This window comes from Psychrobacillus antarcticus, from assembly GCF_029533155.1.
Taxonomy (GTDB): domain Bacteria; phylum Bacillota; class Bacilli; order Bacillales_A; family Planococcaceae; genus Psychrobacillus; species Psychrobacillus antarcticus.
The window spans coordinates 108,596-130,124 of sequence record NZ_JAIZDB010000014.1 but is presented as its reverse complement, the minus strand read 5'-3'; the positions used below and the strand labels follow the sequence as shown (position 1 = coordinate 130,124).

Here is a 21,529-nt window from a genome sequence, read left to right as displayed (position 1 = left end):
ATAGGAAATTATATAGATTATTACAACTCAGAACGAAAGCAATGGGATTTAAAAAAGATGGCTCCGGAAGCATACCGAAACCATCTCATCGCAGTCTAAACTACAAACTCTCTTTTTATTAAGTTGTCTACTTTATAGGGCTCAGTTCAATTTTTCATACACTTTTCTTTTTGTTAGGATTTTCAATAATATATTTTGTGCTTGGATTTGGAACAGCAGGAAGTGCGACTTTATTAGAGGAGTGGTATTTTCGATATGGAGATTTAATCCGACAAATTGGTGCTATTCTAATGGTGGTTTTTGGAATGATTACTATTGGATTACTCCAACTAAACTTTTTGATGAAGGAGCATAAACTGCATATTCAAAACAAACCAGCCGGTTATTTCGGTTCAGTAGTAATTGGATTAGCCTTTGCAGCAGGATGGTCACCTTGTATGGGTCCAATTTTAGCAGCTACATTAACACTTGTAGGTACAAACCCATCACAGGGTCTATGGTATATGGCAGCTTATGTTTTAGGTTTTAGTATTCCTTTTCTTTTAATGGCATTTTTCATTACTAAATTTACTAAATTAAAAAAATACAGCGGCATTGTAATGAAAACTGGCGGAGGAATTATGATTGTTATGGGGTTTATTCTATTTTTTGATAAACTTACACTTATTAATTCATTACTCCAACCAATATTCGGAGATTTTCAAGGATTTTAATCTTTCAGGATATAAAGGTTTGTTAATTAAACGGTAGTGTCTGATTCTATGTGCCTCCACCGTGGAGAACAATTATTTGAAGTAGTTCTTAATAGAATTAATTGATTTTCTTTTAATAAATGAATTATAAATTCGAAATAAAAAGAGCGACATACTCTTAGTTGAGTTAGTCGCTCTTTTTATTCGAGCATTTATTCAATAAGGTTTTCTCTTGCTAGGAATAGTGAGCTGAAGGCATACCTCTAACACATTATTTAACCAAATTACCATTTCATATCTATTCTTAAATTAGGTGTATTATTCAAATATAGAAAAGGTGATTCTTGAGCTGTAATAAAATCTTGTTGTCTTTCTCTATATCTTTTGTCTCCTAACATTATATAACAAGCTTCAATGGCTCTTGTAACACCAACGTAATGTAAATTTAATGCTTGTATATAATCCTCTGGAGTTACCCAATTTCCTTCAGGAGGTAAAATCCATTGATATAAATCTAGTAAAAATACACACTTAAATTCCAACCCTTAATACCTTTCACTAACTTTGAACTTTATTTACAAGACTTAGGTTTACTTCACTAAGGAATTATAGCTTCCGATAAAGAAAGAACTATGATGAGTATGATTTTACCTCAAACGATTCAAGATCTTTCACTTCAAACCAAAAGGGATGCTGTATACTTATCGAAATTTGTGGCTAGCCCAGCCATTGGTTTATACGATGCTGGTCTGAATTATATTTGGAACGAAGTTGTTGTTTCATTAAGAGCGAAAGTAAATATTTATGGTTTAGATTTATTTTACGATGCTTTAGAAAGGCCTTATTTGCCCTTTTTTGCCTTTTACCACACCGCTACGAATACATCACAAAAAATTCCCTTGACATTTAAATGATAATGATTATCATTGTTAAAGAGAGTGGATGATAAGAAAGAGGGATAAACATGAAAAAGATCAAGACAGTATTATTATGTGTACTAATAAGCACTTCTTTAGTAGGATGTTCAGAAATAGAAGAAGCTACGGAGACAACAGCTGCCTCAGAAACTATAGATTTACAAACCGAAGTTGATGCATATAAAGAATTTGCGATTGAGCAAATGGATCAATTTGTCGTGGAGACAGAGAAATTTGTTGAATCAGTAAAAGCAGGAGACATTGAAGCGGCAAAAGCCCAGTATCCGCTTGCGCGCATGTACTTTGAGCGTTCGGAACCGATTGCCGAAAGTTTCGGCGATTTAGATCCCCGTATCGATGCTCGCCTGGCAGACCTTGAAGAAGAAGGAAAAGGCAAAGAAGATTGGACTGGCTACCATAAAATCGAATACGGCCTTTGGGTGGAAAACACGACAGAGGGCTATAGCGAAATAGCCGATCAATTATTAGGGGATGCGAAAGAACTGCGCGCACGCGTTGAGACAGTGGAAGTGACACCCGACTTGATGATGACGGGTTCGGTAGATCTTTTAAACGAAGTGTCGACGTCTAAAATTACCGGAGAAGAAGAGATCTATTCCCACACCGATCTCTATGACTTCAAAGCAAATATTGAAGGTGCGGAAAAGATTTTCCACATCTTGGAGCCGAAAATACAAGCAAAAGATGAAGCACTTGCGAAGAACCTGCAAGACAAGTTCGGTGCATTAAATGAACTATTGGCAAATTACGAAACGGGCGACAAGGGATTTGTGTCATATGAAGAGTTGACTTCGGAAGATACTAAAAGGCTATCTGAAGCCGTGAACCAGCTAGGTGAACCACTTAGTCAAATGGGAATAATAATGGAGTGAGTTAAATGACATCTACAGATGAAAAGTGGTTGGAGAAGAAAATCTCAAGGCGCAATATGCTGAAAATCACTGGAGCAAGTGCGGCGGGAGCTGCCGTCTTCGCCTCGGGAATGGGTCCTGTTGCCAAAGCTTTCGGTTTTGACATTTTTGAAGACGACTTGACAGCTGCAAATAAGATTTCATTTTACGGAAAGCATCAGTCGGGCATTGTGACAGAAGCTCCTGCCCACGTTTACTTTGCTTCTTTGAATGTACTTGTTCAATCACAAAGTGAATTACAGGAGTTGTTTAAGCTGTGGACGCCTTTGGCAGTCCGCTTGATGAATGGCGAACAACTTGAGGAACTTTCACATGGCGGATTCACGCCGCCGAAAGATACCGGCGAGGCGAAAGGATTGGATGCTGCCAATCTGACATTAACTTTTGGGGCAGGCCCATCATTATTCGATAACAATAAGCTTGGCCTAAGTTCTAAACGACCCGATGAGCTGAAGGATTTACCACATTTCCCTAAAGACCAAATCGAAGAAAAGTACGCAGGGGGAGACCTATGTATACAAGCCTGCGCCGATGATCCGCAAGTGGCCTTTCATGCAGTCCGAAACTTAGTGCGCGCTGCATCAGGGAAAGTATCATTAAAATGGACTCAAACAGGGTTCACTTCGACACCTAAAGCAAAAAACAAAAAAGAAACGCCGCGAAACTTATTTGCATTTAAAGACGGTACGGTCAATCCTAGCCCGAAAAGCGCTTCAGACATGAAGGAAGTCGTATGGGTTCAACCGAACGACTCAAAAAGCTGGATGGTAAACGGAAGCTATTTGGTCGTACGTAGAATTCAAATGCATTTGGAGACATGGGACAGGACTTCACTGCAAGGGCAAGAAGCAACTTTTGGCCGACATCGTGATAGCGGAGCGCCGATAGGTAGCAAGAAGGAATTCGATGAAGTGGATTTAGATGCAAAAGATGACAGTGGAAACCCCCACATTCCGGCTAATTCGCATATGGCGCTTGCAAGAAAAGTGAAAGATCGAATCATGAGAAGAGGATTCTCCTATTCTAGTGGCTTGATTGATGATACGGGCGCGTATGACGCCGGCTTGTTGTTCATTTCATTTCAGAAAAATCCAGATCAGTTTATTAATATTCAAAACGCCCTGGGACGTGCTGATAAGCTAAACGAATATATTACCCATCGAGGAAGCGGCGTTTTCGCTTGCTTCCCAGGTATACAAAAAGGGAGCTATATCGGTGAAAAACTTTTTAACATACTTTAAAATTCCTCTCCTTGTAATCGCGTTGCTTCTGGCTCATACGCAGCACAGCGTTTCTGCTGCCGAGTCTTTTGGTCCTTTGTATATTTCGATTACAGATGCCATCATGAGCACCAAAAGCGGAGATGATGCAAAAGCTGCTGAAGCAATGGAAACTTTTCAAACAGATTGGAAGCAGCTGAACTTTACGGAAGGAAAAGAATCCTCGGATGTAAATAAAGCACTTGAAAAGGCTTCGAGTGCAACAAGTAGCGAACTGCGATTATCCGCCTTGACAGAATTATCAAAGACGCTTACTGTTTATGAAAAATCTGAAAATCCCGTTGATGAACAAGCAGAACGCGCAGCCTTTCTGAAGGTGATGGAGCCTTCAGTGGCCGATTTGAAAACGGCAATCGATTCGGGCAATAAAGATGGAATTCAAGATGCCTATTCCACTTTCCTGAAAAAATGGACCAAAAACGAACGGGTTGTCCGTGAACAAACTATCGCAGCGTATGGACAGATTGAAACACAAATGGCGTTTATGCGAATCTCTTTAGCTGAAGACGATCTCGATGTTGCGATGTTAAACGAACAAGTGGAGTCGCTTGATCAAACGATCCAAGATTTTGCGGCGGGGAAATTGAAGAATACTGAAGTGGCGGAAAACTATTCCCTTGCAACACTGATCGGACTTTTGGATGTGAGTAAAACAGCTATAGAAGAAAGAAACTACAAGCAGGCTGAGGAAACTTTGAAAGAATTCATCACGATTTGGCCGGCTGTCGAAGGTGAAATCCGTACGAAAAATGCAAGTTTGTACAGCGAGATTGAATCTGGAATCCCTCTTCTAGTGAGTGATTTAACGCATGACAAAGTCGAAACAGCGGCTATCATCCAAAAAATAGATTCTTTCAAGCAGCGAATAAATTTTATACAACAAGATACTTCGTATAGCTATTGGGACTCTGCTTTGATTTTGCTTCGTGAAGGTTTGGAAGCATTATTGATCATTTCGGCACTCCTTGCTTTTTTGAAAAAAGCAGGTCAACAGCATATGCAACGCTATATTTATATGGGAGCGATGGCAGGAATCGGTGTGAGTGTTATAGCGGCTATCTTGATGTCTACCTTTTTTCAGTCGGGCACAATCGGTACAAGCCGCGAAGTCTTGGAAGGGTATGTTGGGATTCTTGCGGCCATTATGATGCTGGGGGTTGGTGTATGGCTGCACAGTAAATCTACGGTTACTAGCTGGAACCGATATATTTCGAAACAGATGAACCATGCTTTGTCGATGCAAAGTGTATGGGCGATGGCCTTTTTAAGTTTTCTGACGGTCTTCAGAGAAGGTGCTGAAACTGTTGTGTTTTACATGGGGATCGCACCAAAGATGGAGACATTCGATTTTACCTTGGGCATTGTTCTTGCTCTATTGATTTTGACAGTGGCGGCCTTCTTTTTTGCCAAAGCTAGCAAAAAGATTCCTATGCATTTGTTCTTTAGGGTAGCAACTATATTCATATACCTTTTGGCGTTTAAAATTATCGGAGCAAGTCTTCATACATTGCAGTTGACGAATGTCTTGCCGACGCATATTATTTCCGATTTGCCAGTGATCAATGCCATCGGGTTCTATCCGTCAGTGGAAACACTGAGTGGCCAATTCATATTGTTGGCCCTTATCTTAGGCGCTATTCTTTATAAAAAGAGAGCATCCAAAACAAGTGGAACAGTAATAGAGAACTAGCCTGAAACACGAAAGCTCTTTAAGGGCTTCGTGTTTTTTCGCAATTACAGTTATATGAGAATACTTGAGGTGGGAAAGGTTCCCCACGCACTACCCCTTATAGGTAGTCAGAAGGGGTGAAGCATTTTTCTTATTTAATTTACCCCACAACCATAAAATGTTCTTTAATTATGATTCGGTTTACTTGAAATTCTTGGGCTATTTGCTTATAGGTGTAATCTTCCCACATCATTTTATTTAGAAGGTTTATATCTAGTTAGGCAATATTCTTCCTACCCCTTCCATGACTATCACCACGTTTAGGAACGACAGATAGTCTACTGTCACCATATGGCAATAGCAGTCTACGTTTTAGATTCTATTAAGTTATTTTCTAAACACATAGGCATTCATTCAACACCCAGCCGTTGTCCTCGATTCTGGCTTCATGGTAGGGGAACACCGAAATAATTCAAATAAGTAATAAGGACCAATTTTCATGTATCCTTTAAGTTAAAGCATTTAGTTGCACTAACTAGCTATGTGATCTGTTACCCAGTCACCTCAAAAAAATGAGCCATGCTTACACGTAGGTAAGCATGGCTCATTTAATGGTTAGATACTTATGCCAAATGAAATCAGTAAGTAGTTTAGTGAAATGATTGCAACAGAGATGTGTAACAATACGGTTAACCAATTCTTATGTGTCCCTTGAAAGTCTTGCACTAGCATAGCTACTGACCATATGAAAATAAATAGGTAAGCAAGCTGTAAGAGTATAGCAGGTAACATTAAAAAACCTCCTTTTCCATATCATATGAAATAAATAAGAGATGGATTCTCTTGCTCTCGCAATATATTTTTATTAAACGTAGTCATGCAATTTTGTAGCTGTTCAAAATCCTTATAGATACTGATATTACAGCATCTTTTAGAGACGGTGATTCGACTCACACCGTCTCCAAATAAAAGACTACTATATACGTAGTGGTATCAACACTATCAACTCAATAGGGATATACTACGAGATTAAATTAGAAGCCGTTACATCATTTGAGTTAAATAAACGTGAAACTAAAAGCATTGAGAGACGTATCAAGTGGGCTCGTTTTCCCTACTATAAAGCGCTTTAGGAATTCAAAGTGGAGGAACAGACAGCCTTAACAGATCGTCAATTGACGCAACTACAAGAGTTTAGTTGTTTAGAACAACAATATAATTTGATTTTATTAGGCCCTCCTGGTTTCGGCAAAACATTTCTTGCCATAGGGCTAGGAATAGAGGCTATTCAACGAGGTTTTCAAGTGTATTTTGTGACAATGGGAGAATTAATACAACTATTAAAAACACAGGAGTTTACACATAAGTCACAAGTGCAAATAAAGAGAATACAAGCATCTGATTTAGTAATTATTGAGGATTTGATGTATATGGCCATGGATCAGCGTGAAGCAAATCTGTTCTTCCAATTGGTCAATCATCTTTATGAACGAAGCTCTATTTTTTTTACATCCAAAAAACCCAGATCAGTGGACCGAGTAAATGGGCGACGAAGGAATTACGACCGCTATTTTAGATCGTCTATTACATCGTGTGGAAGGTTATTCACATGGAGGGCGAAGTTATCGCATGAAAAACAGGCAGCATGTATTTTAAGCAAAAGTGTTCATTTCAAACGAGCAAAAACTGTATGTTTTCACTTGACGGTTACAATTATAAGACTGATGTAGAATTTAATGGTAAATTATTGAATGAGGGAGGAGATGTTTTGAAAAAAATTCTTAAAATCATGCTTAGCATTTTAGGTGTCATATTATTAGGAATTGGAATACTTGTAGTTGTCTTTCTATTAGAAATGAAACCAGATAAAGATAAAGAAGAGGAAGTCAGAATTCAAGCTGAACAATATTTAGAAGATAATTTTAATGATAACTTCGAGATATATGACACTTTCTATGATAATATGGGGAACTTTGCATTTGAATATGCTGCTAGTGTCAGGGAGAAGAAGACGAATATAGAGTTTTTAGCTTATTATGATGATGAAACAAAACAAATGGTGGACACTTACATTGCTGATAAATGGAAAAAAGACTTAAAAAGTGAAATATGTCCTTTTATTGAAGCAAGTTTTGGTGAAACAACGGATTTTGTCGTTTACTTTACCAATGATAATATCGGTCGAGAATTAGATATCGATCCTCTTAAACCTAAAAGTTATAAAGAGTTTGATGTTGAACCAATCATCCGTATTACTGTCCCTCGTAAAAAGAGCGATGATGACGAAAAAATCCTAAATGAATTAATTGCTTCTTTAAAAAGCGAAGATAAATTAAAACACGGTTCGATTGCTATGAGCTATAACGATGAAAAAGGTGTCATTTTAGATGATGAATGGCATAAAGATTTCTAATTAGATAACTTCTTCAATTAATAGGCGCTATCCTCAAATAAGGAAAGTGCTTTTTTATTAAAGTGTAAAATTATGGAACTACGTTTTTTAGAGAAAAGGTACCAAATTTCGCTTTAGGAACTTAAAATAGGTATTTTACAAAAACAAATAACACAGAAAATTTCTTCAGTTTCTAATGTAATAAAAAAGCGAGACTTTGGAGCATTTGGGGAAACAGAATAACCATCTTCAACAATCGGGCGCTTTCCTGGAAAAAGGGGAAGGCCCCTTCGCTAATTTATAACTTGTTGGATAGTCTTAATAACTGACACTCGCGGAAGGGGTTATTTTTCTTATGGGTATTTAATAAATGGTTGTAATAATAGCTGTTGCCATTGTTACTAAATAAGCAGAATGAGAACCTAAGCAATTAAATTGTTGCTGGGATTTTTTTCATGTTGTTCATAAGCATAATGTAAGTGTTCCATTTTAGTGAAAATACATACTGTGCAGCACAATGATGCCGTCTAATGAAAGCAAGATGGATATCCCCTTCTTGCTGTCGATAAACTAGACAGAATCCACAATAGTCTAAATTTTATCCTTAGCAACTATTATTCGTAAATATGATTATTAATTGCAGTAAATGATCAGAACTATTTCTTGCATAAAGACGAATTTTAATAAATTTCTTTTTAGTTCATGTATCCTTTCTTCCAAAATACTTCTATATAGCTAATGACAGCGACTTATCATTAGAGAAATGGGAGGAACGAACAGATGACTAGTTATCTTATGGATTATCAATCCTTTAAAACAGTGGAAGAAATGGATATGCATGTGGAGAAACATGTGCTTGCACATTATGGGAAAATGAATGAGACGGATCACGCATTGCTCTCTCTTGTAGCACGATATGCATGTAAGTTTCCTGGTGCAGCACATTTAAAAGTAGCGACGATTTGCCAAGCTACGAATAAATCAGAGGCGACGGTTAGAAGAACTTTACGTAAGTTAGAAAAGCTATTGATCATCAAAAAGGTACCGACCATTCGGAGAGTTTCTAAAGGCTATGGTGCCAATATTTTAGTCATTTTACCTTTCATTGACCACTCGTGTTTGACTACTCGTGGGGGGCAGGAAAACCTTGTCGTACGAAGGGCTGCGGCTGTCATTCCGTAAAAAGAAACCGATATCTCTTTAATCTCTAAAAAAGAATTATTACATAAGACGTATTCTACGGAAAACGTCTGCTCTGAAAATCCTGTGGATACCTTTCATGAAAGTAAAAAGCCTACGTTCTATCAGCACTTCAAATCTACTGTTTTTGCTATGCTTGGCACTGATCATCAACTAGTAAGTCGTTTGTACGGAGTATATCGAAGTCTCACCTACCGTATCATTCAGCTGCTTCCTCAAGAGCAGAAGTTTTACGAAGAGGTTGGTTACCAAGCACTGTCTATTGTGTTACATGCTACGAAAAAGAAAAAAATCTATAATTTCAATGGCTATTTTGTAGGTGTTTTTGAAGAAGTTTAAAAACAAAAGTTGTTTGAATTCTTTCAAGAACAGGAGGAATGAGTAACAGTTGCTCTATTTTTTCGTTTTGTTTTTGTACCCTGTTTTTGTCGCTGTGTAAGAAACAAACACGAAAAATATATCAATTATATGAAGTCGCATTAACATATGTGTATTGCAAAATAACTGTACATAGTAACGCAAGATGACGAAGAAGAGAATTGCATAGAAAAATAGATAGTGTTTAGAGCAAGATTTTACATGGAAGGGTGGATATGAAAGCCTGCTTTGCCTATCTATTTAACATTGTAGGAATGCGTTTTAAATGTGGTATTTTGGTGGTAGTGTTGGTACTGAATTTTGTCCTGAATGGTACTCATGCTTGTCTTTATACAAAAGGCATGTTCAACAAGAATAACTATTCCGACCATTTAATATTTCGCTTAAATAACCGGAATAATAATACTTATTTAGTTTGCATTATCATCATCAGATAAGAATCACTAATTTAGCTACCTAGGGAGGTTCTCCTCTTTACCTTACTTTTTGTTTTCTCATCCATTGCGTGGCAACCCACTTTTCACCAGCTATAACCGGTGCTCCACCATGTAAAGTTAAATCGTTTAAATTTTGATCGTTATAGAAATACTCGAAATAAACTGCCATGCCTTTTTTAGGCGATACTGAAAAGTTCAGTTTAGGGAAATAAGTTTCTCCACCTTGTTCTACATCATTTAAGTACATAACGAGTGTACTAATTCTATTATTGTTTGCTAGTTTACTTGATGAAAAAAAATCATTATGAGCTCTATATTCTTGACCAGGGGTATACTGAAGGATTTGAAGGCCTTCTCCGTGTTCAATGGGGATATTCATAATAGATGAAACCCTTTTTTCCACTCTCGCAACAATCTCGTTTTCATTTTCTTCAAAAAACATACTGCTACTAGTTCTCAATTCATTTACCTCGCGTGTGGTTCCGGTTTTGGAACGCTTCATTTTGTCCTTTGACAATCTGATTAGTTCATCGCACTCTTCATTACTTAAAACATTCCCTAATACCACGATCAATGGTTCCTCTAATCTACTGACTATGTCAATCTCTCTATCTGTAATTATTTTATTTCCAACGTGATCAAATATAGTTTGTTCTTTTTTCTCCGTTTTCAACTTCCAACCACCTCTTAAACTATTAAATTTTACAAACAAGAAAGTTTTTACGTGAAACTAATTGCGCTAAAGGCTTTCTTTTACTTCAAATACTTGAATAAAAAGGAATTAACTTATACTATCTTTTGGAATTAATTTCAATTTATTTTATCATACTATTTTTATATATCGCAAATTTGAAAAAACATTAACGAGAGAATATTTTAGAAATATTGTAGTGAATTGAGGCAGATGTTGGGGTGGTGCAACAGAAGAGTTATTAAAAGAAGCAAGTGAGCAAACTCGGCTAACTATTGATGAAGTTGCTAATCGGCTTGCTTATTATAAGAAAGCACTAAATATCATCCATCCCTTTAATAAAACGTTAAAGATTATATAGATGTGCTCAACCTATATTACAGAAAATACCCGTTGTTTCATTTCTATGAAACAACGGGTATTTTATTAATTTAACTCTACTGCTCTTTTGGCCATAACTGCTTCAGCCAGAGGATAAAATGAGGTAATATCATCGGTTGAGAGATTGACATCTTCTATTAATTCTGATGTATACAGATTGGCAGGACTATTGGCAGCGGTAGTATTATACAATGGTTATTCTTAAGCATTCTAGATGTCGTGCAAGAATTTCGAAAAAGTAATACGAAACTCAAAGTGTAAAAGGGGGATCCAACAAAAAGTAAAGATGTAAAACCCCCTGTACCGAAAATCAGTACAGGGGTATCAATTACTTCCCGCTTTGTGAAAGCACCATATCATTTTTAGCAATGTCCTTTAAGCGGACAGCTTCTGCTACTAGTTGGGGGAGATTTTCGTCAATATGGATCGTGAAGGCTTGGTCGGCAATTTGTTGTTTAAGCTGTGCCACTGTTTCACATGTTGTGTGGAAGGCGTTGTATACCACGCCATATTGCATATAGTGATGAGTGTCACTACCTGCGACAACCGGTTTATTTATTTGTTTGCTAAGCGTTTCTAAATCAGCACAATTTTGTTTGATGCCACGGCTATATAAGTCCTTACCATTTAAATCAATAGCGTCGAGCTGACCAAGTAGCGTGGGATCTAAATCTATTAATGGTGTACTTTCTCGAAACGGATGTGCGCCGATTACAAGCATGTCAGGATAGATCTTAAATAACTGTAAAAGTGCCGCAAATGGAATAAACTGTCCCTTTGTCTCATGATTATTCAGTGCCTCACGTAGTGCACGAATGTGTCCAAGATCTCCAATGCACAAAATATGACCTATTTCTGCAATATCAACCTCCATGCCTGGAAATGCCTTTAAGCCTTCTATTTCATAATAGTGGCCGTTATAAGTATAGTGCTCATCTAATGTACGATAAACATCTCCAAAGTTTTTCGTATTAAAATGCTCTGTTATAGCAATTGCATCAAGTCCTCGTTCTACTGCAACCTTTGCCATATCCTGAAAATAAGCTAAAGAAAAATCAACCTTTTTAGATAATTTTGCATGTGTATGAAGATCTATATTCATCGTTTTCTCTCCTTAAAATATAAGTTGTAGGCCGTGCACAATCACTACATAGCAGACTGTCAATAGTAGGAACAGCCAGTCCATTTGTGAGGTTTGTAAGTAACTTGTTTTCATCTTTAATACACGCTTATCCTTTGCTGCGTAACTAAAGCCTTTAATCTCTAATGCTTCCACTGTTGTGCGAGAGCGTTTAGCACTGTTTAAGATTAATGGATAAAACGATTTTATAAGAATCATTATATAATAATAAATTTTTCGGAAGTAGAGCACACCATTCTTGCTTGGTGCTAATCCACGTAGTCGATATGAAAGTATTATTTGCTGAAATTCTTCTAATAATGTAGGTAAAATTCGATAGGCATACGCTACACTAAAGGAAAACTGAGCAGGCACACCAAAACGTAGGAGTGCATCGCTAAACTTCTCCGGGTTAATGCTCGAAAATACAGTCACACTTGCTAAAGAAATAACAGCAAGCTTAATAGATAGCCAAAACATCGGTGCAACAATACTCAAATCACCACCAAAAAACAGTGCAATAAAGCCAAGTAACAATATTTCCCCAGCGAGACCAATGGAAAGGACCGTCAAAATTAAGGGGCTTACCCGAGCAATAATCGTTAGAAGGATCATGAATAGTAAGTAACCAACTAAGGTGACGTGCTCATAAATAAACCAAGGGACAATTGCAAAATAGCTGTACCATGCCAACAAAATGCGTGGATCAAGCTGTGTGAAGAAGCTTTTTTCGGTACTAAATGCGGTACGGAGTAATTCTTGTTTGATATATTCTAACGAAAGTTTATTCTCTAGTTTTTTAACCCATTCCAACGTGCACACCTCGTTCTGATTGCTGTAAATAGCCGGCTATAAATAAGCTAACCGATGCACAGTATGGTACTTCAAGCGCCGTTGTAAGCTGTACAATTTGGGGTGCGCTAATATGTCCAGCAGCCATAATGCTGTGGTTTTGGAAAATGCGCTCGCTCGTATCATCAGCCAGTATACGGCCGTTCGATAGTACAACGACACGGCTTGACCATTCTGCTACTAGTTCCATATCATGTGTCGCAATGACAATCGTCTGCACGTATTTCTTCAGTTCCTTTAGCAGAGTAAGAACATGCTGCTTCGTGGCTATATCGAGATTTGCAGTAGGCTCATCCAACAATAAAATTTTCGGCCGCATTGCAGCTCCAATAGCTAGCGAAACACGACGCTGCTGGCCACCACTTAGAAGCCGTGCATCCTGATCTTGTATATCAACTAACTCAAATGTTTTCAATAACTCATCCACATGGATCTCATAGTTATCAACTTTACGTGATTTTAAATAGAAGCTAATTTCCTTGCGTACACTATCCTCTATAAACATTTCTTCTGGGTTTTGAAATATAAAACCTACATCTTGTGCTAGTTTTTCAGGCGCTGCCTTTGTAATTAACTGCTCCCGAATGTACATTTGCCCACTTGTCGGACGTACAATACCAGCAATGACCTTCAATAGCGTTGATTTACCTGCACCGTTATTGCCGACGAGTGCGATATGTTCATGTTGACAAAGCTTTAAAGAAATGTTTTGTAGCACGAGTTTATTGTTCGCCTGCCTTTGGTTGTAGACTAGCTCAATATTGTTTAGCTGTACCATCGGCGTTGATTGTGTTGGCAAATGGTGTACAGTAGGTTGCTGTTTCCATGGGCTAGTTTTAAAAGTTTGGATAGCTTGTTGCAAGGTAACAGGATATGGTTGTGCTAGCTGCAGGGAATGTGCAATTTGCGTTACCTGTGGTGGAAAAATATTACGTGCCAATAAATCTTCTACACAATTGAGAGCTCCAACAGTTTCCTTTTTCCAAAGAACCTTGCCCTCATCAAGTAACATCACATGACTGCAATAATTCGCAATAAAATCAGTATGATGCTCAATTACAATAATTGTGATACCGTAGTCCGTATGAAGTTTTTTTAGTACTTCATAAATTTGCTCAGCATGATGTGGGTCGAGCTGGGCAATCGGCTCGTCAATAACTAACAATTTTGGCCGCATGGCAATTGCACTGGCAAGTGCTAATAAATGCTGTTGTCCGCCGCTAAGACGCCAAATGAATTCGTCCTGCACATCGAGGAGACCCGTAACTTCGAGAGCCCATAAACCACGCTCTTTATAATCATCTAGTCCATAGTTTAAGGGCATGAAGCAGGCATCCTCTATAGCAGTAGGGCGCAGCAATTGGTTTTGAAAATCCTGATATACATAGCCGATTGACTGTGAAAGGGTGGCGACATCTGTTGTAGCAGTGCAAACCCCATCTAATTTCACTTGTCCCATATAATCGCCAACGTAAAAATGAGGAATTAGTCCATTGAATGCCTTACATAATGTCGATTTTCCAGAACCATTGCCACCGATAATTGCCAGAAATTCTCCTTCGTCAATGGTACAAGTGAGATCCTTTAATATAAAATGCTCTTCACCGGGATAGCGAAAGGTCAAATCTCTACATTCAATCAATGGTTTACGAAAGGTCATGTGAATTCTCCTTTCCTTTTTTCATCATCAACCAAAGCGTTATACATACACACAAAATCGCGACGCCAATAACTCCCCAAATGACCCCATTGCCATAAGTATCTACAAACTCAGGCTCCCAACTGCCCAAGTTAAAGTCCAATTCAGATAACAAGGCAATGCCAAGTGCTCCCAGAGAAAGCAGGGCACTTACGCTTATAAACTTTAGTGTAATTACATCACTCACACGGAAATTGGCAGCTGTGCGTGGTTTTAATCCAAGCAATGGCTCCACCTTACCGTAAAGGCGTGGTACTAAGTAAAGTGCAGGTAAAACTGTAAATAAAGTTCCCGTTAATAGAAAGTCTGTTAAAAATTCGACCCCTTCAACTATGAAAATACTTTCTGCAAGACCAGGTACAGCCTCGAATTCTTCTACCCCAATGACAATTTTTAAAATATCCACAATTGTGCTAAGTACAAGGAATAGACCATAGCCTAAAATTGCCCCTAAAGCGACCTGTGCTTTCTTTTTTGGATTACGAACAACCAAGCCCCCAACAATCATTCCAATTGAGAATAAAATGAACTTTTCGATTTCACCAATACCACCAAACTGTCCAAGCATTAATTCTCCAAAAATGATTTCTCCTGTTGCTGCACCAATTGCAGCATAGAAAGGATGGAACAACATACAAAGTGCTAACGGAATAAATGCGAAACAATCAATTTGGAGTTCAATTGGACCGAGCTGAACAGATGGTATCAATTCGGTAAACATGTTACTCAATCCATAAAGCGACATCGACAAAATAAAAATCATCATTTTTTGAGACTGTGTAAAAGTTGCTGGTTTTTTTAACATATAAATCCCCTTCCATTATTTTAGAACTTATAGTTAGTATGAAGGTGAAATGTAAATGAATGGTTACTACAATGTTTTTGATTTGTAAATTTTCAAAATAATCATAAATGAAAAAAATTTTTCATTTATACTATAGAGAGAGAGGTGAAAGATATGAATAACGAACAAAATTTTTCTGATTTTACAAAAAGTGAGCGTAAAATAGCAGACTTTATTGAGAAAAATAAGAATTCCGTCATGTATTTAAATGAAACGGAGCTAGCTTCTGCAATAGGCAGTAGCAACGCCACGCTCTCTCGATTTTGGCGTAAAGTTGGCTACCGAAACTTTAAGGAGTTCAAGCATAGTTATTTAGAGCATCAGGTGATCACTCCGAAAACAAAATTTGAACGTATTTTGGCAAAGGTGGAGGACAACGGCAAGTCGCTTCAGCAATCCATATTTGATTTTATGCAATACCAGCTAACAGATACGCTGGAGCATATCGACGAAGCCGAAAGTAAAGTTTGTGTTAAGCAAATAGCAACATGTCGAAAGCTCTTTATTTATGCACCAACCTCTTCAACAGGATTGGGGTTTTTAATGAAACATCGACTAATGCGTTTTGGGATTGATGTAGTTATATTGGCGAGGTATGATCAGGAACTTTTCGAGCAAATTCTTCATTTACAAGAAAACGACTGTGTATTCGTATTTGGCTTTGTGAAACTGACGAGGGAAGCGGCGATTTTGCTAGATCATGCGAAAGAAATGAAATGCCATAGTATCGTGATAACCGATAGTATTGTGCATGAATTTCAAACACTTTGCACGCAAGCTTTCTATGTGAATCGCGGCGATTTAGAGGAATTTCATTCTATGGTAGCAGCTACATTTTTAATCGAACATTTAATCGTCTCTTTAGGACAACTGAAGAGTGAGGAAGCATTGGGCAACTTAGAGTACTTAAATAATTTACGTGAGAAATATAAACAGGGGAGGTAATCCAACAAAATCCAAAATTTTCTAATCATAATTACCTCCGTTTTGGCAATCATAATTCATGGAGGTGAAATAAAATGGCAAACAACAAAAACAAAAATATTTCAGTTGAAAGTCAAACAAATGCACAAGAAGTTAAACAGCAAAACGCACAAGCAAATCAAAAAGCTGCGTCACAAAACATGTCAACTGAATTTGGTTCAGAGTTTGGCATATCAGCTGAACGTCAAACAAATGCACAAGAAGTTAAAAAACAAAATGCACAAGCAAATCAAAAAGCTCAACAAAACGGACAAGCTGCATCTCAAAACATGTCAACTGAGTTTGGATCAGAATTTGGCATATCAGCTGAACGTCAAACAAATGTTCAAGAAGTTAAACAGCAAAACGCACAAGCAAATCAAAAAGCTCAACAAAACGGACAAGCTGCATCACAAAACATGTCAACTGAATTTGGATCAGAATTTGGCGTAGGAATGGAAAGCCAAACAAATGCACAAGAAGTTAAAAAGCAAAATGCTCAAGCTAATAGTAAAGCCACACAAAACGGCAATAGTAACTAGAATACTTAAGAAAAACGATGGAAGCCAAACTTCCATCGTTTTTTTGTATATAATATTAAATCGTACTTAAACAGAAAGCTTAATACGAGCACGATGATTCAACGATGCTAAATTCCTTGTTATTGGAATAAACCATAATTCCCCAAAGTAGTGGCAAACATATGGACATTTTTCTTCATAAATCTCGAAAGGTATTCTAACCCTAAATAATTATTCCACAATTCCGGAATCTTCTGTTAAAATAAAATATCAGTCTACTTGAAGTTAAGATAAGTATATCTTATTTTACAAGGGAAAATTGATTTTTACATCAAAAGAGAAAACTATGGGGGATAGTATGATGAAAAAGTTATTAGTTAAGTGGAATCAAATTAGTCTAGTAAAAAGGATTATTATTGGGATTATTGTCGGTGTTATCTTAGCTTTAATCGTTCCAACTGGCGCAAGTTGGATTTCAATTTTTGGATCTTTATTTGTAGGCGCATTAAAGGCAGTTGCACCAATATTAGTATTATTTATAGTAATGCACGCAATTGCTTCACATAAGAGTGGTAAGAAGACGAATATGAAATCAATTCTTGGGCTTTATGCTATTGGTACTATACTTGCTGGGGCTGTTGCTGTAGTTGCAAGTTTTCTGTTCCCAGTTACTCTAAAACTGACAGCAAAAGTAGAAGATTTATCTCCACCTGAAGGTATTGCAGAAGTTATTGAAAAATTATTATTTAATATAGTTGCCAATCCGGTTGATGCAATAATAAGTGCAAATTATTTAGGGATATTAATGTGGGCTGTCGTACTTGGGTTAGCACTAAAAAGTGCAAATCAAAGTACAAAGGACATGTTAGGTAATTTTTCTGATGCTATCACTAAAATAGTACAATGGGTAATCAATTTAGCACCAATTGGTATTATGGGACTAGTGTATGATGCAATTGTAACGAGCGGTCTATCTGCTTTGCTAGATTATGGTAGATTACTATTAATATTAGTTGGTTGTATGTTGTTTATCGCACTTGTAGTAAATCCTTTAATCGTATATATCTATACGAGAAAAAATCCTTATCCAATCGTTCTAATGGTTTTAAGAGAAAGTGGTATTACGGCATTCTTCACACGTAGTTCGGCAGCAAATATTCCGGTAAATATGAAGTTATGTGAAAAACTTGGCTTAGATGAAGATACTTATTCAGTGTCAATCCCTTTAGGCGCTACTATTAATATGGCAGGTGCAGCTGTAACTATTGCTGTTCTAACACTTGCTACAGTAAACACGCTTGGCATTGAAGTTGATTTTGTAACTGCACTTATGCTTGTAGTTGTTGCAGCAGTGTCTGCTGCAGGTGCATCAGGTGTAGCAGGCGGATCATTGCTACTTATTCCGTTAGCTTGTAATTTGTTTGGAATTCCGAATGATATTGCTATGCAAGTTGTTGGTGTTGGTTTTATCATTGGTGTAATTCAAGATTCTTGTGAAACTGCATTGAATTCATCTTCTGATGTATTATTCACTGCTACAGCAGAACATGCTAAAGTACGTAGAGAAAGAAAAGTAGCTACTGTGAATTCTTAAAACTACGACAATTAAAGCATTGTTACTTTCTAATTTTGGCCAAGCCAAATCGAGTTCCTAATTTAGTAATACAAAAATCATCTCACCTTTTTAGCTCAAGGTGAGATGATTTTTCTATGTAGGAATAGTTCTAACTATTATGGAATTAATCGAGTATATAATACTAACTTATACCCCAAATTATTATATAGCATTGGGACTATGTAATGGTTTTTCGTACTTAAATACTAATAACTCAGTTTTATCTTTCAAAATCAACAAATCATCCTCTATGAAAAAGTATATTTTAAAGGTTTACACAAAGAATACAAATGTACTTCAGTTGACAAAGTTACACACGTGCGTAACAATTAATACTGATTAAATTATAATTATTACTAATATATGGAGGTATTTTTACTATGTCATTAATCGGAAAAGAAGTACTACCATTTAAAGCACAAGCATTCAAAAATGGTGATTTTATTGAAGTAACTGATCAAGATTTCAGAGGTCATTGGAGTGTTGTTTGCTTCTATCCAGCAGACTTTACATTTGTTTGTCCAACCGAACTGGAAGACCTTCAAAATCAATACGCTACGCTACAAGATTTAGGTGTGGAAGTATTCTCCTCTTCAAGAGATTCTCATTTTACTCATAAAGCTTGGCATGATTCATCAGATGCTATCGGCAAAATTACTTATACAATGATTGGCGACCCTGCGCATGTTCTTTCTCGCAACTTTGATGTGTTTATTGAAGAAGAAGGTGCTGCTGATCGTGGTACTTTCATCATTGACCCTGATGGTGTGATTCAAGCAATCGAAATTAACGCAGATGGTATTGGTCGTGATGCTAGTACGCTTATTAACAAAATTAAAGCAGCACAATATGTTCGCAAAAATCCAGGTGAAGTATGCCCAGCTAAATGGGAAGAAGGCAGCGAAACACTTAAGCCAAGTCTTGACCTGGTAGGTAAAATTTAAGGAGAGCGATACAAAATGGCACTTGATGCAGAAATTAAGTCTCAATTAAATCAGTACCTTGAACTGCTTGAAAACGATATTGTTCTTAAAGTAAGTGCTGGTTCTGACAAAATTTCAGATGAAATGCTAGCTCTAGTAGATGAGCTAGCTTCCCTTTCATCTAAAATTACAGTAGAAAAAATAGAACTAACAAGAACACCAAGCTTTAGTATTAGTCGTGTTGGAGAAGAACATATAGCAGTTACTTTTGCTGGTGTTCCACTAGGACATGAATTTACTTCATTAGTTTTAGCTCTACTTCAAGTTAGTGGACGTGCGCCAAAAGTAGATCAAAGTGTCATCAATCAAATTCAAAATATTACGGGTGAATGCCACTTTGAGACATATGTCAGCTTAACTTGCCACAACTGCCCTGATGTTGTCCAAGCGCTTAATATTATGAGCGTACTAAACCCTAACATTACGCATACAATGGTTGATGGGGCAGCATTTAAAGAGGAAGTAGAGAGCAAAGATATATTAGCCGTACCAGCTGTTTACATGAATGGCGAGTCATTTGGAAATGGACGAATGACAATGGAAGAAATTCTATCTAAACTAGGTAGTGGTCCTAACGTAGAAGAGCTTTCTGAAAAAGAACCCTATGATGTGCTTGTTATTGGTGGTGGCCCAGCTGGTTCAAGTTCAGCTATCTATTCAGCACGTAAGGGTATTCGCACAGGAATTGTAGCGGAACGCTTTGGTGGTCAAATCTTGGACACGCTTACTATTGAAAACTTTATTAGTGTGAAAACTACAGAAGGTCCTAAACTTGCACAAGCTCTAGAAGAGCATGTGAAAGAATACAACATTGACGTTATGAATCTACAGCGTGCAAAACGTTTAGAAAAGAAAGACCTAATTGAGATTGAATTAGAAAATGGAGCTGTTCTTAAAAGTAAAACAGTAATCATTTCAACTGGTGCTCGTTGGCGTAATATTAATGTTCCTGGTGAGCAAGAGTTCAAAAATAAAGGTGTAGCTTATTGTCCTCACTGTGATGGCCCATTATTTGAAGGGAAAGATATTGCAGTAATTGGTGGAGGTAACTCCGGTATTGAGGCAGCGATTGACCTGGCAGGGATTGTGCAACATGTAACTGTTTTTGAATATGATACGAAGTTAAAAGCCGATGATGTCCTACAAAAACGTTTAAACAGCCTTCCAAATGTCACTGTGTTAACAAACTCTCAAACAAAAGAAATTACGGGTACTGACAAAGTAAATGGTATTACATACGTAAATCGAGAGACAGGCGAAGAAAACCACATCGAATTAGCCGGTGTATTTGTTCAAATCGGTCTAGTTCCTAACACTGATTGGTTAGAAGGAACGCTAGAAAGAAATCGTATTGGTGAAATCGTCGTAGATAAGCGTGGAGCTACTACAGTTCCAGGTGTATTTGCTGCTGGTGATTGTACTGACAGTGCTTATAACCAAATCATTATTTCTATGGGATCTGGTGCAACTGCAGCTTTAAGTGCTTTTGATTATCTAATCCGAAATTAGTTATTGATTAAAGACTAGGGATATTAAACGGGAGTTATACTCTTGTTTAATATCCCTTTTTTATATTCCTAGTGATCATTACAATTTTATGAATTGGGAGAAGATGATACACTTAATCCAATACTAAAATTCGGAGGTGCTTGGCATGAGTGAAAATATAGTGAATGAAATAATACTGGATAATACGTTAATTAAAGTAAATCATTATGAACAAGAAATAGTAAATGGTTTACACCAAATTTCCATTGTGTTTAATGTAACAACTGAAGAATATCATGATATTGCCACTTTATTGTATAAAGGTACTTTTGAAGTGACTGTACCAGACTTGGTTTTATTTTTTCGGGGGACCATCAATAAATATTCTACTTCCATAACTAACTTATATGAAGAAGCGCAAGTAGGAGAATATAAATTGAGTTTACTGGAAACAGAGATATAAGTAGGGGGCTTG

The 21,529-nt window shown here is 37.2% G+C and carries 21 protein-coding genes and 2 pseudogenes; 16 read left to right on the top strand and 7 right to left on the bottom strand.

What is annotated here, in order from left to right:
- Positions 1-99, top strand: coding sequence for an IS3 family transposase (locus tag LDK52_RS09365; protein ID WP_407081806.1), 99 nt, complete (start codon positions 1-3; stop codon positions 97-99).
- Between the two features lie 35 nt (positions 100-134).
- The gene (locus LDK52_RS09360) at positions 135-713 is read left to right on the top strand and encodes a cytochrome c biogenesis CcdA family protein (protein WP_320415358.1); all 579 of its coding nucleotides are present in this window, start codon (positions 135-137) and stop codon (positions 711-713) included.
- A gap of 263 nt (positions 714-976) precedes the next feature.
- Here the strand turns inward: LDK52_RS09360 and LDK52_RS09355 are convergent, their stop codons facing one another.
- Positions 977-1,234, bottom strand: coding sequence for a P-loop NTPase family protein (locus LDK52_RS09355; RefSeq protein WP_277585689.1), 258 nt, complete (start codon positions 1,232-1,234; stop codon positions 977-979).
- Between the two features lie 93 nt (positions 1,235-1,327).
- Between LDK52_RS09355 and LDK52_RS09350 the strand changes: the two genes are divergently transcribed.
- From LDK52_RS09350 to LDK52_RS09335, 4 genes are read left to right on the top strand one after another with little or no spacing between them, the layout of a single operon-like run.
- A complete protein-coding gene (locus LDK52_RS09350) occupies positions 1,328-1,606 on the top strand; it encodes a hypothetical protein (protein WP_277585688.1) in 279 nt (92 codons plus the stop codon).
- A 50-nt stretch (positions 1,607-1,656) separates the two neighbouring features.
- Complete coding sequence (gene efeO / locus LDK52_RS09345; RefSeq protein WP_277585687.1) at positions 1,657-2,502, top strand: iron uptake system protein EfeO; 846 nt, start codon at positions 1,657-1,659, stop codon at positions 2,500-2,502.
- A gap of 5 nt (positions 2,503-2,507) precedes the next feature.
- On the top strand, positions 2,508-3,782 hold the full coding sequence (efeB, locus tag LDK52_RS09340; protein ID WP_277585686.1) for an iron uptake transporter deferrochelatase/peroxidase subunit: 1,275 nt from the start codon (positions 2,508-2,510) through the stop codon (positions 3,780-3,782).
- Positions 3,757-5,511, top strand: coding sequence for an FTR1 family iron permease (locus tag LDK52_RS09335; protein ID WP_277585685.1), 1,755 nt, complete (start codon positions 3,757-3,759; stop codon positions 5,509-5,511). Before efeB ends, LDK52_RS09335 begins: the two co-directional genes overlap by 26 nt.
- A gap of 594 nt (positions 5,512-6,105) precedes the next feature.
- Here the strand turns inward: LDK52_RS09335 and LDK52_RS09330 are convergent.
- Positions 6,106-6,282, bottom strand: coding sequence for a hypothetical protein (locus LDK52_RS09330; protein ID WP_277585684.1), 177 nt, complete (start codon positions 6,280-6,282; stop codon positions 6,106-6,108).
- Positions 6,283-6,512: 230 nt separating this feature from the next.
- Here LDK52_RS09330 and istB point away from each other — a divergent pair.
- The 4 genes and pseudogenes from istB to LDK52_RS09310 all read left to right on the top strand — a co-directional run.
- Positions 6,513-7,146 (top strand): annotated as a pseudogene (gene istB, locus LDK52_RS20170) (IS21-like element helper ATPase IstB); the annotation flags it as partial.
- Between the two features lie 112 nt (positions 7,147-7,258).
- Complete coding sequence (locus LDK52_RS09320) at positions 7,259-7,903, top strand: hypothetical protein (protein WP_277585683.1); 645 nt, start codon at positions 7,259-7,261, stop codon at positions 7,901-7,903.
- A 759-nt stretch (positions 7,904-8,662) separates the two neighbouring features.
- Positions 8,663-9,064: a MurR/RpiR family transcriptional regulator gene (locus tag LDK52_RS09315; protein WP_277585682.1), complete on the top strand. Its 402-nt coding sequence runs from the start codon at positions 8,663-8,665 to the stop codon at positions 9,062-9,064.
- A gap of 84 nt (positions 9,065-9,148) precedes the next feature.
- Positions 9,149-9,421, top strand: coding sequence for a hypothetical protein (locus LDK52_RS09310; protein WP_277585681.1), 273 nt, complete (start codon positions 9,149-9,151; stop codon positions 9,419-9,421).
- A 513-nt stretch (positions 9,422-9,934) separates the two neighbouring features.
- Here LDK52_RS09310 and LDK52_RS09305 read toward each other — a convergent pair.
- The 5 genes from LDK52_RS09305 to LDK52_RS09285 all read right to left on the bottom strand — a co-directional run bounded on the left by LDK52_RS09305 (position 9,935) and on the right by LDK52_RS09285 (position 15,445).
- Entirely contained in the window at positions 9,935-10,570 is a 636-nt protein-coding gene (locus LDK52_RS09305; protein WP_277585680.1) for a 2OG-Fe(II) oxygenase, read from the bottom strand.
- Positions 10,571-11,297: 727 nt separating this feature from the next.
- Positions 11,298-12,071, bottom strand: a complete 774-nt coding sequence (locus tag LDK52_RS09300; RefSeq protein WP_277585679.1) for a PHP domain-containing protein — start codon at positions 12,069-12,071, stop codon at positions 11,298-11,300.
- Positions 12,072-12,083: 12 nt separating this feature from the next.
- Complete coding sequence (locus tag LDK52_RS09295; RefSeq protein WP_277585678.1) at positions 12,084-12,902, bottom strand: energy-coupling factor transporter transmembrane component T family protein; 819 nt, start codon at positions 12,900-12,902, stop codon at positions 12,084-12,086.
- A complete protein-coding gene (locus LDK52_RS09290) occupies positions 12,889-14,601 on the bottom strand; it encodes an ABC transporter ATP-binding protein (RefSeq protein ID WP_277585677.1) in 1,713 nt (570 codons plus the stop codon). The genes LDK52_RS09295 and LDK52_RS09290 overlap by 14 nt, the downstream gene beginning before the upstream one ends.
- Positions 14,588-15,445, bottom strand: a complete 858-nt coding sequence (locus LDK52_RS09285; RefSeq protein ID WP_277585676.1) for a DUF8171 family membrane protein — start codon at positions 15,443-15,445, stop codon at positions 14,588-14,590. The genes LDK52_RS09290 and LDK52_RS09285 overlap by 14 nt, the downstream gene beginning before the upstream one ends.
- Before the next feature lie 153 nt (positions 15,446-15,598).
- On the opposite strand from LDK52_RS09285, the gene LDK52_RS09280 reads away from it, so the two are divergent.
- From LDK52_RS09280 to LDK52_RS09255, 6 genes and pseudogenes are all read left to right on the top strand, one after another.
- Complete coding sequence (locus LDK52_RS09280; protein WP_277585675.1) at positions 15,599-16,429, top strand: MurR/RpiR family transcriptional regulator; 831 nt, start codon at positions 15,599-15,601, stop codon at positions 16,427-16,429.
- A 74-nt stretch (positions 16,430-16,503) separates the two neighbouring features.
- Positions 16,504-16,986: pseudogene (locus tag LDK52_RS09275) on the top strand (gamma-type small acid-soluble spore protein); the annotation flags it as partial.
- 343 nt (positions 16,987-17,329) lie between these two features.
- The gene (gene sstT / locus LDK52_RS09270; RefSeq protein WP_277585673.1) at positions 17,330-18,562 is read left to right on the top strand and encodes a serine/threonine transporter SstT; all 1,233 of its coding nucleotides are present in this window, start codon (positions 17,330-17,332) and stop codon (positions 18,560-18,562) included.
- 401 nt (positions 18,563-18,963) lie between these two features.
- Positions 18,964-19,527, top strand: coding sequence for an alkyl hydroperoxide reductase subunit C (gene ahpC, locus LDK52_RS09265; protein ID WP_277585672.1), 564 nt, complete (start codon positions 18,964-18,966; stop codon positions 19,525-19,527).
- Between the two features lie 15 nt (positions 19,528-19,542).
- Complete coding sequence (ahpF, locus tag LDK52_RS09260; RefSeq protein ID WP_277585671.1) at positions 19,543-21,075, top strand: alkyl hydroperoxide reductase subunit F; 1,533 nt, start codon at positions 19,543-19,545, stop codon at positions 21,073-21,075.
- A gap of 157 nt (positions 21,076-21,232) precedes the next feature.
- Complete coding sequence (locus LDK52_RS09255) at positions 21,233-21,517, top strand: DUF3219 family protein (protein WP_277585693.1); 285 nt, start codon at positions 21,233-21,235, stop codon at positions 21,515-21,517.
- Positions 21,518-21,529 lie beyond the last annotated feature (12 nt).